General features: G+C 69.2%; 14 protein-coding genes. 2 read left to right on the top strand and 12 right to left on the bottom strand.

The window, feature by feature from the left end:
• On the bottom strand, positions 1-1,716 hold the full coding sequence (locus tag WPS_RS04875) for an NAD-binding protein (protein ID WP_317996731.1): 1,716 nt from the start codon (positions 1,714-1,716) through the stop codon (positions 1-3).
• A 43-nt stretch (positions 1,717-1,759) separates the two neighbouring features.
• On the opposite strand from WPS_RS04875, the gene WPS_RS04870 reads away from it, so the two are divergent.
• Positions 1,760-2,308, top strand: a complete 549-nt coding sequence (locus WPS_RS04870) for a class I SAM-dependent methyltransferase (protein WP_317996730.1) — start codon at positions 1,760-1,762, stop codon at positions 2,306-2,308.
• On the opposite strand, the gene WPS_RS04865 is transcribed toward WPS_RS04870, so the two are convergent.
• The 7 genes from WPS_RS04865 to WPS_RS04835 form a co-directional block, all read right to left on the bottom strand.
• Entirely contained in the window at positions 2,302-2,619 is a 318-nt protein-coding gene (locus WPS_RS04865) for a rhodanese-like domain-containing protein (protein WP_317996729.1), read from the bottom strand. The two genes, WPS_RS04870 and WPS_RS04865, sit on opposite strands and share 7 nt — an antisense overlap.
• On the bottom strand, positions 2,616-3,413 hold the full coding sequence (locus WPS_RS04860; protein WP_317996728.1) for a thiazole synthase: 798 nt from the start codon (positions 3,411-3,413) through the stop codon (positions 2,616-2,618). Before WPS_RS04860 ends, WPS_RS04865 begins: the two co-directional genes overlap by 4 nt.
• Positions 3,414-3,415: 2 nt before the next feature.
• Positions 3,416-3,616: a sulfur carrier protein ThiS gene (thiS, locus tag WPS_RS04855; RefSeq protein ID WP_317996727.1), complete on the bottom strand. Its 201-nt coding sequence runs from the start codon at positions 3,614-3,616 to the stop codon at positions 3,416-3,418.
• Positions 3,613-4,743 (bottom strand): glycine oxidase ThiO, encoded by a 1,131-nt coding sequence (gene thiO, locus WPS_RS04850; protein WP_317996726.1) that lies wholly within the window; start codon positions 4,741-4,743, stop codon positions 3,613-3,615. The genes thiS and thiO overlap by 4 nt, the downstream gene beginning before the upstream one ends.
• Positions 4,744-6,399, bottom strand: coding sequence for an electron transfer flavoprotein-ubiquinone oxidoreductase (locus WPS_RS04845; protein WP_317996725.1), 1,656 nt, complete (start codon positions 6,397-6,399; stop codon positions 4,744-4,746).
• Positions 6,400-6,467: 68 nt separating this feature from the next.
• Complete coding sequence (locus WPS_RS04840) at positions 6,468-7,253, bottom strand: M14 family metallopeptidase (RefSeq protein ID WP_317996724.1); 786 nt, start codon at positions 7,251-7,253, stop codon at positions 6,468-6,470.
• Positions 7,250-8,749, bottom strand: a complete 1,500-nt coding sequence (locus WPS_RS04835) for a malate:quinone oxidoreductase (protein ID WP_317996723.1) — start codon at positions 8,747-8,749, stop codon at positions 7,250-7,252. The genes WPS_RS04840 and WPS_RS04835 overlap by 4 nt, the downstream gene beginning before the upstream one ends.
• A gap of 162 nt (positions 8,750-8,911) precedes the next feature.
• Between WPS_RS04835 and WPS_RS04830 the strand changes: the two genes are divergently transcribed.
• Positions 8,912-9,616, top strand: coding sequence for a methyltransferase family protein (locus tag WPS_RS04830; protein WP_317996722.1), 705 nt, complete (start codon positions 8,912-8,914; stop codon positions 9,614-9,616).
• A 26-nt stretch (positions 9,617-9,642) separates the two neighbouring features.
• Here the strand turns inward: WPS_RS04830 and WPS_RS04825 are convergent, their stop codons facing one another.
• The 4 genes from WPS_RS04825 to WPS_RS04810 are packed head-to-tail and all read right to left on the bottom strand — an operon-like array spanning position 9,643 to position 14,343.
• Positions 9,643-10,962 (bottom strand): (Fe-S)-binding protein, encoded by a 1,320-nt coding sequence (locus WPS_RS04825; protein ID WP_317996721.1) that lies wholly within the window; start codon positions 10,960-10,962, stop codon positions 9,643-9,645.
• A complete protein-coding gene (locus WPS_RS04820; RefSeq protein ID WP_317996720.1) occupies positions 10,959-12,173 on the bottom strand; it encodes an FAD-binding oxidoreductase in 1,215 nt (404 codons plus the stop codon). Before WPS_RS04820 ends, WPS_RS04825 begins: the two co-directional genes overlap by 4 nt.
• On the bottom strand, positions 12,170-13,645 hold the full coding sequence (locus WPS_RS04815; protein WP_317996719.1) for an FAD-linked oxidase C-terminal domain-containing protein: 1,476 nt from the start codon (positions 13,643-13,645) through the stop codon (positions 12,170-12,172). Before WPS_RS04815 ends, WPS_RS04820 begins: the two co-directional genes overlap by 4 nt.
• Positions 13,642-14,343 carry a GntR family transcriptional regulator gene (locus WPS_RS04810; RefSeq protein WP_317996718.1) on the bottom strand — a complete coding sequence of 234 codons (702 nt, stop codon included), beginning with the start codon at positions 14,341-14,343 and terminating at the stop codon, positions 13,642-13,644. Before WPS_RS04810 ends, WPS_RS04815 begins: the two co-directional genes overlap by 4 nt.
• Positions 14,344-14,379 lie beyond the last annotated feature (36 nt).

Below are 14,379 nucleotides of genomic sequence, written 5' to 3'. Positions count from 1 at the left end.
TTAGATGCCGACCGGCTCCCCGGATGATTCGTGCGGGGCGCCGTGCGGCGTTTTGAATTGGGAGAGAGGAACGATGAAGAGGAGCCGGTCGTACGGTTCCATCTCGTCGAACGCGTCGATGTGGCAGAACGCCCCACCTCGCCACACGCCGAGCGGGATGCAGTGGTCTGCCGGAGGTGGCTGCGGGATCTCTCCCTGCTGGCGCTCGCCGACATTGTAGGTATCGTCACCAAACGCGATTCGTCCACGCGTCCCGGGAAAGCGCGACAGCATTGCGAACGCCGGCGCCGCGAGCGCCGTCGTCGAGTAGGTTCGGATCGCCTCGAATTGACGAGCGATCGATCCCGCGAACACGTCGTCCTGCACGCGCATGACGACCGGAATCAGCGGGTTGCGCGCGCGCGCGCCGAGCGCGACCTCGAGGTTGGCGGTGTCGCTGTCGGTAAGGGCGACAACCGCGCGCGCGTTGGCGATGTTGCAAAGATCCAGCGCGCGATCGTCGGTCGCGTCGCCGGTGAGCAGTTCGATGCGGCGCGTGCGCGACCACTCCACGAGCGCCGGATCGGGCGACCGGTCGATGACGACAACCCGCTCCCCGAGCGCGCCGAGGGTGTCGATCACGCGCGTGCCGACGTTCCCCGAGCCGCAGATGAGCACGTGACCGCGGGTACGAATCTGCCGCAGACCCTGCATCGCGATGAACTGCGCGCGGGTGAGCGCGGAGGTGACGAAAGCGATGAAGATCCCGGACGCGGCGACGCCGGTAACCATGACGATCATCGCGAAGAGCATGGTTGGCCAGCCGTGTCCAACCGGCGTAATGTCGCCGTAGCCGGTCGTCGTCGCCGTGGTGATGACGAAATATGCGGCGGTGAACGGGTCGCGCTGCAGCGCGATCGTGAAATACGCGGTTGCGATCATGAAAATCGTCAGCGTCACCGCGGCGACGCGCAGGACGATCGGATCGAGATTCTGCAGGCGCTGCATCCGCTTCACGAACGCGACGCGCATCCGCGTGAGCGGACGCTTGCGCCGTTCAACGCGCACGTACTGCCGCGTTCCGGACGTTGCCTCGAGGTGTTCGACGAGCGCGAACACCACCAGCGTGTCGGCCTCCTCGAACGCGTCGTCGGCGCTCACGTCCGGCGATCCGTTGCGTGCCACGATCCGCGCGCGCAGCTTCTGCTGGGCGTCGCGCACCGACATTCCCGCGACGCCCAGCTGCCCCGCGCGCCGCTGTGTGAAGCCGGCGTGGACGCCGCCGCGATCGGGGAACTGCAAGGCGTAGAAGCACGCCGGATCGAGCGCGGTCGCCGCGAAGGTCGCGGCGGAGTGCGAAGCCGGCGAGATCACCGAGCAGTTCGGGAGATTCTGTTCGAGCTTGGCCCCGAGCGTGCGGTTGAACTGGCGCAGCACCAGGCGGATCGACGGGTTGATGTCGCGCGCCTTGAGGGCGACCTGCAGGTTGAGCCGGTCGTCGTCGGCGAGCGTCATGATCGACGCCGCTTCTCCGACGCAGGCGATCCGGAGGGCATCGTAGTCGTTGGGATCGTAGGAAAAGTAGTCGCAGCCGAGCCGTTCGAGCTTCGCGCTGAGGTCGTGGTCCTGCATCCAGATCAGCGCGACCCGGTGTCCCTGCGTAGCGCAGAGCTCTTCGCAGACGCGCACGGCGAGTGCATCGCCGCCCACGACCAGGATCAGAGGGATCGGACTCATGTCAACGTCATCGACTCAGGGGGCGCACCCACTCGCCGGGCGTTTGATCGCATACGCCGGCGAGCATACCCTCAACGGGCCCGTGCTCGAGGTGGGCACGGGTTCGGGGCGCAACACGCGGGCCCTCGTCGCCGCAGGTCTCGAGGTGGTCTCCGTCCCCGACGAAACGCCGTACACCCAGCTTCCCGGCGCCCGCGACGCCTATGCGGCGGCGATCTCGACCCATGCATATCTGCACGGCACCAGCGCGAAGCTGCGGGCGGGGATTGCGGAGCTGCGGCGCGTGCTGCGTCCGGGCGCAGCGGTGTTTCTCACCCTGGGATCGATCGCCGACGACCGCTACGGGCTCGGACTCCCATTCGACGAGCGCAGCTTCGCGCCGGGCGACGGCGACGAAGCGGGGATTCCGCACGTCTATCTCGACCGCGACGGCGTGATCGAAACGCTCTTCGGTTTCACCGTGGAAAGCCTCGAGGAAGTCGCGGTCAACGAGATCGCCGGACGCTGGGCGCACGACGACGACGACCCCGCACGACGCGTGCACTGGTTCGTCATCGCGCGAAAAAACGCACCCGCGGCCGCGGCTCAGTAGCGGGGGACGGACGGGTCGATCGTCGCGGACCAGGCGTCGATGCCGCCGGCGACGTTGACGGCGTTGGTGTAGCCGTTGGCGTGGAGGAAGTCGGTGACGCGACCGCTGCGGCCGCCGCTGTGGCAAAGGACGGCGATCGGCGTGTCGTGCGGGAGTTCGCCGAAGCGGGCCGGGATCTCGCGCATCGGGATGAACGTGGCGCCGTCGAGTTTTGCGGTCGCGATCTCATCCGGCTCGCGGACGTCGAGGAGCACGACCGGTTCGCCGGCGTCGCGGCGCCGTTTGAGATCCTGGACGGAGATTTCGGTCATGCACGCTCCGCGTGTTTGGTTGCGATCAGGTTTTCCATCGGGCTCGACGCATTGGCGTAGAGACGTTTGGCCATGCGGCCGGCGAGGAACGCGTCGCGGCCGGCCTCGACGGCGGCTTTCATCGCGCGCGCCATTCGCACGGGATCCGCTGCGGCGGCGATCCCGGTATTCATCAGCAGCGCGTCGACGCCGAGCTCCATCGCGATCGTCGCGTCGGATGCGGTGCCGACGCCCGCATCGACGATCACCGGAACGTTCGCGCGTTCCTTGATGATGCTGATCGAATACGGATTGCAGACGCCCAGGCCGCTCCCGATCGGCGCGGCCAGCGGCATCACCGCAGCGCAGCCGGCCTCTTCGAGGCGCTTGCACGCGACCGGGTCGTCGATGATGTAGGGCAGGACGGTGAATCCCTCGCGCACGAGTTCTTCGCACGCGGCGATCGTCTCGCGCGTGTCGGGATAGAGCGTCTCGGGGTCGCCGATCACTTCGACTTTGATCAAGTCGGTGCCGAGCGCTTCGCGCGCAAGCTTCGCGGTGAGGACGGCGTCCTTCGCGGTGTAGCAGCCGGCGGTGTTCGGCAGCAGCGTCATCTTCGTGCGCTCGATGTAGTCGACCAGCGTCTTTCCGCTCTTGTCGTCGAGGTGCATCCGGCGGATCGCGACGGTGACCACCTGCGCGCCGCTGGCGAGGTGAGCGGCCTGCATCACGTCGAGCGACGGGTATTTCCCCGTTCCCACGAACAGGCGCGACGCGAACTCGTACGCGCCGACGCGCAGCGTATCGTCGGACATGATCAGCCTCCCGCGACGGCGACGATGATCTCGAGCCGGTCGCCGTCGCGCACGCGCGTATCGTCGTGACGCGCGCGCGGAACGACGTCGTCGTTGAGCGCGACGGCGGTGCCGTCGCGACGGACGCCCAGCATGTCGAGGAGCGAGGCGAGCGTCGCGCCGTCGGCGACCTCACGCGATTCGCCGTTGATCGAAACCGTCACGATGTGTGGTTCGCGGCCGGGACGAGGCGCCCCCCGACGCGAGCACACGCAAAGGGCGCGAGTTCCGGTGCCGCACCGTCGACGATCAGCGCGGCGATCGCGCGTGCGGTGACCGGCGTGAGCAGGATGCCGTTGCGATAGTGGCCGGCGGCGACCAGATAGCCCTCGATCGGCGTCGCGCCCAGATACGGGCGCCCGTCGTGCGACGCGGGGCGCAAGCCCGCCCACGTCTCGACGACGGCGAACGATGCCAGCGCGGGAGCGACTGCGAGCGCCGCATCGAGCAGATCGTGCATCCCCGCGGCGGTGACGCGCACGTCGAAGCCCCGTTCGACCACGGTCGCTCCGACGAGCAGACGGCCGTCGTCGCGCGGGACCAGGTACCGGTGGCCCAGCCACACCAGCGAGCGCATCGCGGCGGGGGGGAGGGCGATCGCGAGCATCTCACCCGCGACCGGCCGCACCGGAATCCGCGCGCTTTCCGGAACGCCGTCGAGCGCACCGGCCCATGCGCCCGCCGCGTTGACGACGACCGGCGCCGCCGCGAAGCCGTACGGCGTGCGGACGCCGCGGACGCGGCGCGCGTCGCTCTCCAGCGCGATCTCGTCGACGCGCTCGAACCGCACGCCGAGTCCGCGGCACGCCGCGAGCAGCGCGCGCCCCAGCCGGCGGTTGTCGACCTGCGCTTCGTTCGCGACGTACAAAGCGCCGGCGAGATCCTTCGCGAGGAACGGTTCGCGCGCGAGCACCTCACCGCGTTCGAGCAGCGCGACGTCGCCGCCGTTCGCGCGGAAGGTGTCGGCGACCGCCGCGAGCGCGGCGAGCTGCGCTTCGCCGAGCGCGACGTGCATCGTCCCGTCGCGGCGCAGCCGCACGTCGACGCCAGTGCGCTCGCGCAAGCCGTCGACGAAGCCGGGGTAGCGTTCCAGCGATGCGCGGGAGAGCGCGAGGAGTTCGCGATCGGGCGTCGCCTCGCTGAACGGCGCCAGCATCCCCGCACCGGCCCAGGACGCCGCCTGCGCCGGTTCGTCGCGATCGTAGACCGTCACCGCGACGCCTCGCTGCGCGAGTTCGTACGCGGTGCTGAGGCCGATCAGACCGGCGCCGACGACGAAGACGTCCGCCATCTACATCCCGGTGTACACGGGACCCTCACCGCCCTGCGGCGGGACCCAGGTGATGATCTGATACGGGTCCATGATGTCGCAGGTCTTGCAGTGGACGCAGTTCGAGAAGTTGATCTGCAGGCGCCCTTCGGCCGGCGCGCCGTCGGTTTTGCTGAAGTGCGGTTCGTAGACTTTCGCCGGGCAGAAATACTGGCACGGGTTGCCGTACTCGACCGTGCAGCGGTCGGCGCAGATGTTCGTATCCGCGACGTGCAGGTGCGGCGGCTGGTCTTCGTCGTGCATCGTCCCGCTTTTGAACACGTCGGTCAGCTTATCGAACGTCAGCTTTCCGTCGGGGACGACGCGCTTGGTCTTCTGCACCGTCTCGATCTGCGAGAGCTTCTTCATCCGCGCGTAGCCGTGTTCGCCGGCGAGCTTGTCGTGGATCCCGAAGCCGCGTCCGCCGCTCATCATGCCGAGCTGCGCGTTGATCAGACCGCCCCACATCCCGCTGCTGAAGCCTTGGTGGAAGTTGCGCGCGGCGTGCAGTTCGGTGAACGCCCACGAGTCGCGGAACTTCTGCTCGAACGGCGCCAGCGCGCTTGCCGACGTGTCGTCCTGCTGCAGCGCGTCGTGGATCGTCTCGGCTGCGAGCATCCCCGACTTCATCGCCAGGTGGATCCCCTTGAGACGCAGGCCGTTGAGGAACCCGGCCGAGTCGCCGATCAGGCACAGGCCGTCGGCATAGAAGCGCGGCATCGCGTGCAGTCCGCCCTCGGGGATCGCCTTTGCGCCGTAGCGGATCATCTCGCCGCCTTCGAGCAGCGGGCGGATCGCCGGGTGCAGCTTGAAGCGCTGGAAGTTGTCGTGCGGATCGGTCGTCGGGTCGGCGTAGTCGAGACCGGTGACGAGGCCGATGTCGATGACGTCACCGTTCATCGCGTAGATCCAGCCGCCGCCGAACGTGTTCCAGAGCGGTGCGCCGAGCGTGTGAATCACGCTGCCTGCTGCAAGCCGCCCCGGCACCTTCCACAGTTCTTTGATCCCGACGGCGTAAACTTGCGGATCGCGGTCCGCATCCAACTGTAAGCGCTGAATCGCCGCCTTGGCGAGCGTGCCGCGCGGCCCTTCGCCGAGGACGACGACCTTGGCCATCAGATCGGGGCCGGGCTCGTAGTTGGATTTGTGCGTGCCGTCGTGCGCGACGCCTTTGTCGCCGATGCGCACGCCGATGACGCGGTCACCGTCCCATAACAGTTCCTGACCGGGGAACGACGGAAACACGTCGACGCCGGCTTCTTCCGCTTTCGCCGCCAGCCACTTGGTGAGGTTCGAGAGCGAGCCGACGAACTTGCCGTGGTTGTTGAGGACGGGGGGCGTGAACGGTGCTTGAATCTTTCCGGAGTTGGTGAGAAACCACAGCGCGTCGCTCGAGACCGGCGCGTCGAGCCCCGCGGCGATGTCTTCATCGGGGAAGAGTTCGCGCAGCGTCTTCGGATCGACGACGGCGCCGGAGAAGCCGTGATTGCCGATCTCGCCGCCCTTCTCGATCACCATCACCGCGATCTCGGTCCCCGACGCGGCGGCGAGCTGCCGCAGCCGGATCGCGCCGGCAAGCGAGGCCGGACCGGCGCCGACGAAGAGGACGTCGACTTCGAGGGAATCGCGCTGTGCCATAGCGGTTTGGACTTCGCGGCGCGGCGGCGCACTCCCCGGCCGTCAACGGCGGTGCGACGTTCGTCGCGTCAGGACGATACGAGCTGCGTGAGGACGGTGGTGACGAAGATCCGGTGCGCGGCGATCCGCTCGTCCCACGGCCGCGTTCGCGGCGATTCGAACGTCAGCGGCGGCGTTCCGCGGCGATAGTGAAAGAGCGACGACGGCAGGCCGCTGAACATCCGCAGTTCCGCATCGGCGTCGACGAGAACGATCCCGACCTCGAGCCGGTACGGCGGCGTCTCGGCCTCGGGCGTGCCCAGATCGAAACCGTCGGGGATCGTCTGCAGCGGCAGACCCGCGGCCTCGAGCGCGGCTACGACCGGCCGGGCAAAGCGATCCTCGGCGTCCGGGGCGAGCGGTTCGTACAGATAACTGCCGTCGGCTTCGAAATCTTCGTGCAGGTCGAGCGCGAGGACGAACCGCCGATCGCGATTCGCGGTAATGATCGCGCGCGCTTCGGGCGTCGTGCCGCCGCGCGAAAAGCTGCGGTTGACGTCGACGCCCTCCGCGTTGACGCGCGTGTGTGCCGCGTAGCCGGTCGGGTTCACGCACGGCCACAGCCGGTAGGCGAAGCGGCGATCGAGCAGTCCGTCGCGCGCGAGCGAGAGCAGCGCCCACGGAGCCGCCGGCTCGTCGCCGTGCACGCCGGCCGCGATCGTGACCGCCGGTGCGGTGCTCTCGCCGAGCTCCGCCATGAGCAGGGTGCGGGGCGCGCCGACACAGGCCACTTCCCGCACGTGAATCCCGCGGACGCGCAGTGCGCGCCAGGCCGCCGCGAGCTCGTCGTACGACGGCGCGGCGGCGCCGGTCACGTGCGCAGCGTCTCGCCGATGTTCGTGAGGTGGAGCGCCTCGGCCGTGTCGGCGCGCACGGTGCGGCAGAGTTCGGCGTCGTCGGCGATCGATCGGCCGTAGGACGGCAGCATCGCGACGAGCTTGTCGTGCCAGCCCGGGAGTTCGTTCTTGAAGAGCCGGCCGATGACATCGATCATCACCGCAACCGCGACCGATGCGCCCGGCGAGGCGCCGAGCACCGCCGCCATCGAGCCGTCGCCGGCGGCGACGACCTTGGTGCCGAACTCGAGTTTACCGCCCGACTTCGCGTCGGGCATGATCACCTGAACGCGCTGACCGGCGACGATGAACTCCCACTTCGCGGGGTCGGCGTTCGGGAAATACTCGTGCAGCGACGCGTACTTGCTCTCTTTCGACGCCAGCACCTCACCGACGAGGTACTTGGTGAGGTCGAAGTTGTCGCGTCCGACCGCGAGCAGCGGACCGACGTTGTCGGGTTTGACGGAGCCGAACAGGTCGGCGTAGGAGCCGTGCTTGAGGAACTTCGTCGAGAAGCCGGCATACGGCCCGAACAGCAGCGAACGCTTGCCGTCGACGAAGCGCGTGTCGAGATGCGGCACCGACATCGGCGGCGCGCCGACCGACGCTTTGCCGTAGACCTTCGCTTCGTGCCGTTCGACGATCGACGGGTCGTCGCACCGCAGAAAGATCCCGCTCACCGGGAAGCCGCCGTAGCCCTTGCCCTCGGCGATCCCGGATTTCTGCAGCAGCGTCAGCGCGCCGCCGCCCGCGCCGAGGAACACCGTCCGCGCGGAAAGCATCCGCTTCGCACCGCTCTGCTCGTCCTTGATCGAGACGTTCCAGCGTCCGTTTCCCTCGCGCCGCAGGTCCGTGACCTTATGTCCGTACGAGATCGTGACGCCGCCGACGGCGCGCAAGTGCGCGAGCAGTTGGCGGGTGACGGCGCCGTAGTCGACGTCGGTGCCGGTGATCATCCGCGTCGCGGCGACGCGCTGCGCGGGATCGCGCCCTTCCATCACCAACGGCATCCAGTCGGCGAGCACCGCGTGGTCTTCGCTGTACTCCATCCCGGCGAAGCAGTGGTGCGCGCTCATCGCCTCGTAGCGCTTGCGCAGGAACGCGACGTTGTCGTCGCCCCAGACGAACGCGATGTGCGGGACGTCGTGGATGAACGTCTCGGGCGCGTCCATCCGGCCCGTGCGCACCAAATGAGCCCAGAACTGCCGCGACAGATCGTATTGCGTGTTGACGGTCAGCGCGCGGGCGATCCCGACGCTGCCGTCGGGATTCTGCGGCGTGTAGTTCAGCTCGCACAGCGCCGCGTGCCCCGTGCCGGCGTTGTTCCACGCGTTCGAGCTCTCCTCGGCCGCCGACGGCAGCATCTCGAAAATTTCGACGTTCATCTCGGGCTGGAGTTCTTTGAGCATCACCGCGAGGGTGGCGCTCATGATCCCGCCGCCGACGAGGACGATATCGGTCTGGTTCTCGGACATAGACTCCTAAAGCGTACGGCCTCTGCCGGGCATGCGGCAACGGGTTTTCCCGTAGCCCGACGTTAGAGACGCTTCCCGCGTCCCCCCTGGTTCCGTCCGGCGGCAGGCGGCCGCCTGCGGGGACGCGGCGACAAACCCGGGGGCGGGCGGTAGGATACCGGCATGGCCGCCGAAACTCGCCGGGGCTTGATCGTCACGCTGATCGTCTCGACCCTCGCGGAGATGATCGTGTTCGCGCTGCTCCTGTTCGTGCCGGCGGGGACGCTCGGGTGGTGGCGCGCTTGGGTCTACCTCGGCGCCGTTCTCGTCGGGACGATCGGCTCGTCGCTGAACATCCTCGACGCGAACCCCGAGCTGCTCGCCGAGCGAATGAAGCCGCCGATCCAGCAGGGGCAATCACGGGCCGACAAGGTGCTGCTTCCGGCGATGGTCGCCGCGTTCGCCGCGGTTCTCGCGCTTGCACCGCTCGACGTGTTTCGGCTGCACCTTCTGCCGAAGGCGAACCCCGTCGCCTCCGCGCTCGGACTTGCCGCGTTCATCGCAGGGTGGTGGCTCGCTCATCGCGCGATGCGAGAGAACGCGTTCGCGACTCCCGTCGTCAAGGATCAGCGTGCTCGCGGGAAGACCGTGGTGCAAAGCGGTCCCTATCGCATCGTGCGGCATCCGATGTACGCCGGCGGCGTGCTCGTCTTCGTCGGCACCCCGCTATGGCTCGAATCGTGGGCCGCGGCGATCCTCGCGCTCGCCGCGGTCGGATTGATCGTGCTGCGCATCATCGCCGAGGAGCGGTTTCTGCGGTGCAAGTTGAGCGGCTATGCCGCCTACACGAAACGCGTGCGGTATCGCCTGATACCGTCGATCTGGTAACCCGGCGCGACGCGGTGGAGCAGCGATCAGGGGAGCGACGTGCCGCAAATGGAGGCATCGAGAAGTTCGATCGGGTGCGCGGCGCGCAGCGTCGCGCCGCGTTCGCGCAGGATCGACTGGATCTGCAGCGTGCAGCCCGGGTTGGCGCTGGCCAGCATGTCGGGCGCGACGGACTGCACGTTGTCGACTTTGCGGCTCCCGATCTCGTGCGCGGATTCCGGCTGAAAGAGGTTGTACGTCCCGGCGCTCCCGCAGCACTGGTCGCCGCTGGGGATCTCGAGCAATTGCAGCTCCGGGATCGTGCGCAGCAGCGAGCGGGGCTGTTCGCGCACGCGCTGTGCGTGCGCGAGGTGGCACGCATCGTGGTACGCGACGCGCAGGGAGAGCGGCGCGCGCGGCGCGCGCGGCTCGAGCGCCGCCAGATACTCGCTGATGTCTTGGACCTTCGCGGCGAACGCGGCGCCGCGCGCGGCCCACGCCGGATCGCCGGCGAAGAGCTCGCCGTACTCCTTGAGCGTCGAGCCGCAGCCGGCCGCATTGATGATGATCGCGTCGACCTGCTTGCGTTCGAAGCGGGCGATCAGGGCTTGCGCGAAACGCTTCGCTTCGTCGAGCCGTCCGCTGTGCAGCGAGAGCGCGCCGCAGCAGCCTTGCCCCGGGGGGACGATGACCTCGCACCCCTCGGCGGCGAGGACGCGCAGCGTCGCGGCGTTGACGCCGGGGAAGAACGCGCGCTGCACGCAGCCGGCGACCAGCGCGACGCGCGCGCGCCGTTCGCCGCGCGCGGGCGTGCGCGCAGGGAGCGACGCGAACGTCTGCACGAGCGAGACCGGCGGCGCCATCGTCGCGAGCTGGCGCAGACGCGCGGGCAGCAGTTTCCCGAGCGGGCCGGCGGCGATCCGCGGCAGGCCGAGTTTCGTCGCGAACGCCAGGAACGGCGCGAGCGCACGCAAGCGGCCAGGATACGGGAAGAGCGCGAACACGAAATTGCGAAACGCGCCGTCGGCGGGGTCGCGCGGCAGTTCTTCTTCGATCTTCGCGCGCGTCGCTTCGATCAAGAGGTCGTAGCGCACGCCCGACGGGCATGCGGTGACGCAGCCCATGCAGCCCAGGCACGCGTCGATGTGCCCGGCGACGACGGAATCGAGCGGGATCACGCCGTCGTCGATCCCGCGCATGAGATCGATCCGTCCGCGCGGCGAGTCCATCTCCTCGCCCCACGAGTTGTACGTCGGACACGCCGGCAGACAGAAGCCGCAATGCACGCAGTCCGCGATCAGGTCGCGATACGAGCGCTGGTCGCCGCCGGCGTCGTGCGGGTGCGGGTCGGTGACGGGGACGGTCACGAGAGGCCTCCGATGAAGCGCCCGGGGTTGCAGAGGCCGAGCGGATCGAATTGGTTTTTCATCGCGCGCATCACGGCGAGCTCGGGGAGCGGCTCGTCGTGCCAGGCGTCGACCGCGGCGCGCGCCGCGTCGGGCATCGCGTGGACGATCACGCGGCCGGTGCCGTTCGTCGCGGCGGCGACGTAGCGGCGCAGGTCGCCGATGATGTTCTCGCCGGCGGCGTCCGGATACGCGTGACGCGCGATGCCGAGCAGCGGATACGCGACGGGGACCGCGACAGGCGGCGCGGCGACGAACGCGCCGAGCGTCGCGACCGCACATGAGGGCGGCGCGACGATGCGCACGCGCCAGTCGCCGTCGCGGCGGACGGCGCGTTCGCGCTGTTCGTACGACTCGCGCTCGAGGTCGGTCAGTTCGGCGGCGGCCGCACCGATCTCGTCGCCGGCGAGCTCGACGGTCCGCATCTGCTCGGCGACGCCGGCCGCGGTTCCCGCGAAGGTCAGCACCAGCGTGCGGTAATTGTAGAGCACGACCGATTCGGGCTCGAGCTTGCGTTCGTGCACGGCGCGCGCCGCCGCGGCGGCCTTCTCCGCCGTGTCGACCGTCAGCGCGATCGCGCGCACCGATTCCGGGATCGGGTAGACACGAACCGTCACCGTCGCGATTCCGCCCAGGGTTCCGAGCGATCCGGTCATCAGCTTGGGCAGATCGAACCCAGCGACGTTTTTCACGACCTTGCCGCCGCCGCGCGCCACGACGCCGTCGGGGCGCACCAGCGAGACGCCGACGATCAGGTCTTTCACCGCACCGTAGCGCTGACGGCGCCGGCCGGACGTGTTCGTCGCAACGACGCCGCCGATCGTCGCGCGGTCGCGGTCGAGCACGTCGAGCGGGAGCATCTGACGGTGCGGCGCGAGGACGCGATCGATGTCGGCGAGCGTCATCCCCGCCTCGACGGTGATCGTCTGATCCTCGGGCGCGTAGTCGACGACCTCGTCGAGGGCGCTGGTGCGGATCGCCGTGTCGAGCGCACTCGGGGCGTTGCCGAGCGCGAGTTCCGTCCCGCCGCCGACGAACGCGAACGCTTTGCGCGCCGCGTGCAGGTCCGCGACGATGTGCGAGAACTCGACGCGATCGCGCGGCGTCACGACCTCGCGCGGCATGACGCCCGCGATCGCAAGATCGCCGTGCGCCGATCCGGCCGCCGTCACCCGCGTCCCGCCTCACCGCTCAGTTCGGAGGCATGCGGCGTGTAGGCGCCCGGTTTGTCGCCGCACAGCCGCGGGGTCGGGAACACCTTGTCGGGATTGAAACGGTGCTCGGGATCGAACGCGCTGCGCACCTGCTGCATCGTCCCCAAATCGTCGGCGTTGAATTGTTCGCCCAGATAGCACGCCTTGTCGTGACCGACGCCGTGCTCGCCGGTGACCGAACCGCCGTAGCGCAGGCAAACCCGCAGGATCTCGCCCGCGACGCGCTCCGCTTCGTGTTCCTGGCCGGGGATCCGCGCATCGTACAGCACGAGCGGGTGCAGGTTGCCGTCGCCGGCATGGAAGACGTTGGCGATGCGCAGTCCGGATGCCGCGCCCAGCGCGGCGATCTCGCGCAGCACCGGCGCGATGTCCTTGCGCGGGATCACGCCGTCCTGCACGTGATAGTTCGGCGAGATGCGGCCGACCGCCGCGAACGCGGCCTTGCGGCCCTTCCACGCGAGCGCGCGCTCCGCGTCGTCCTTCGGTTCGCGGATCTCGATCGCGCCGGCGGCGGCGAGGTGCGCGCGCGCCTGCGCGGCGGTCGCTTCGACTTCGGCGTCGACGCCGTCGACGTCCATCAGCAGCAGCGCGCCGACGTCGAGCGGCCAGTCGACGTGCGTCGCGGCGACGATCGCTTCGATCGCCAACTTGTCGCACATCTCGATCGCGGCCGGGACGATCCCGGCGCCGATGATCCGTCCGACGGCGTCGCCGGCTTCGTCGGTGGTCGGGAAGGTCGCGAAGAGGGTCTGCGTGCGCTCCGGCGCGCGCATGATGCGCACCAGCGCCTCGGTGACGATCCCGGTCATCCCCTCGCTGCCGACGACGACGCCGACCAGATCGTAGCCGAGGGTGTCGAGCTCGCCCCCGCGCGAACCGAGATGAACGACGCTGCCGTCGCCGAGCACCATCGTCACGCCGAGCACGTGGTTGGTGGTGAAGCCGTACTTCAAGCAGTGCGCGCCGCCGGCGTTTTCGGCGATGTTGCCGCCGATCGTACAGACGCTCTGCGACGACGGATCCGGGGCGTAATAGTACCCCTGCGGAGCGAGCGCGCGCGTGATGTCGAGATTGATCACGCCGGGCTGGACACGCGCGGTTCGGTTGGCGTAGTCGATCGCGAGGATCTGCTTCATCCGCGAGAGACCGATCATCACGCAGCCGTCGGTCGGAAGCGCGCCGCCGGAGAGCCCGGTGCCGGCGCCGCGCGGGACGATCGGCAGATCGAGTTCGCGCGCCAACCGCACGCACGCGGCGACTTCGTCGGTCGATTCGGGGAGGACGACGATCGCCGGACGCACGCGAAACCCGAGCAGGCCATCGCACTCGTAGGTGCGCAGGTCGTTCGGCTCCGCGATCGCATTGCGCTCGCCGACGATGCGTGCGAAGCGCTGCTGCATCGTCGCGGCGGGTGCGGCGGCGACGATCATTGCGCGACCGCCTCGGGAAGACCCGCGGCGGCGGCGCGCGCCGCCGCCAGGCGCAGCACCGCGGCACGCGCGTTTGCGATGTGCTCGGCCGTGCGCTCGGCTGCGCCGTCCTCGTCGTGCGCGCGCAGTGCCTCGAGGATCGCGCGGTGTTCGTGCACCGTCGCGTGACGGCGCTCCGGTTCTGAAAGCGAGAGGAACCGGTACGCGATCAGCTCCTCGCGCAGTTCGGTCAGCATTCGCTTGAGGCGATCGCCGTTCGCCACCGCGAGGATCACGTCGTGGAAGGCGGTGTCCTGGCGCTCCATCTCGGCCGGATCGTCGACCGCCTCGCCCATTGCCGCCACGTGCTCCTCGAGTTTCTCGAGCTGCGCCGGGCGCATCACCCGCGCGGCGCGACGCGCCGCGAGCGATTCGAGCGCTTCGCGGATCTCGAAGACGCAGGAGACGTCGTCTTCGCGCAATTCGCGCACCACCGTGCCGCGCAGGCCGCGCGGTTCGAGCAGTCCTTCCGCCTCGAGGCGGCGCAGGGCTTCGCGAATCGGGGTGCGGCTCGCGCCGAGCCGGGCGGCCAGCTCCGCTTCGATCACCGGCGTCCCGGGGGCGAGGTCCCCGCTGAGAATCGCCTGCCTGAGCCGGTCGTGGATCCGCTCCCGCAGCGGCAGCGTCCGGCGGATCGGCTGGAGCGACTTCACCTGCATGGACCCACGCTACTCCACCCGCCCCGGCGGCGTCAA

The organism is Vulcanimicrobium alpinum (assembly GCF_027923555.1).
Classification (GTDB): domain Bacteria; phylum Vulcanimicrobiota; class Vulcanimicrobiia; order Vulcanimicrobiales; family Vulcanimicrobiaceae; genus Vulcanimicrobium; species Vulcanimicrobium alpinum.
Note: the sequence above shows the minus strand (reverse complement) of the source record. Positions and strands in the feature narration are given on the sequence as shown.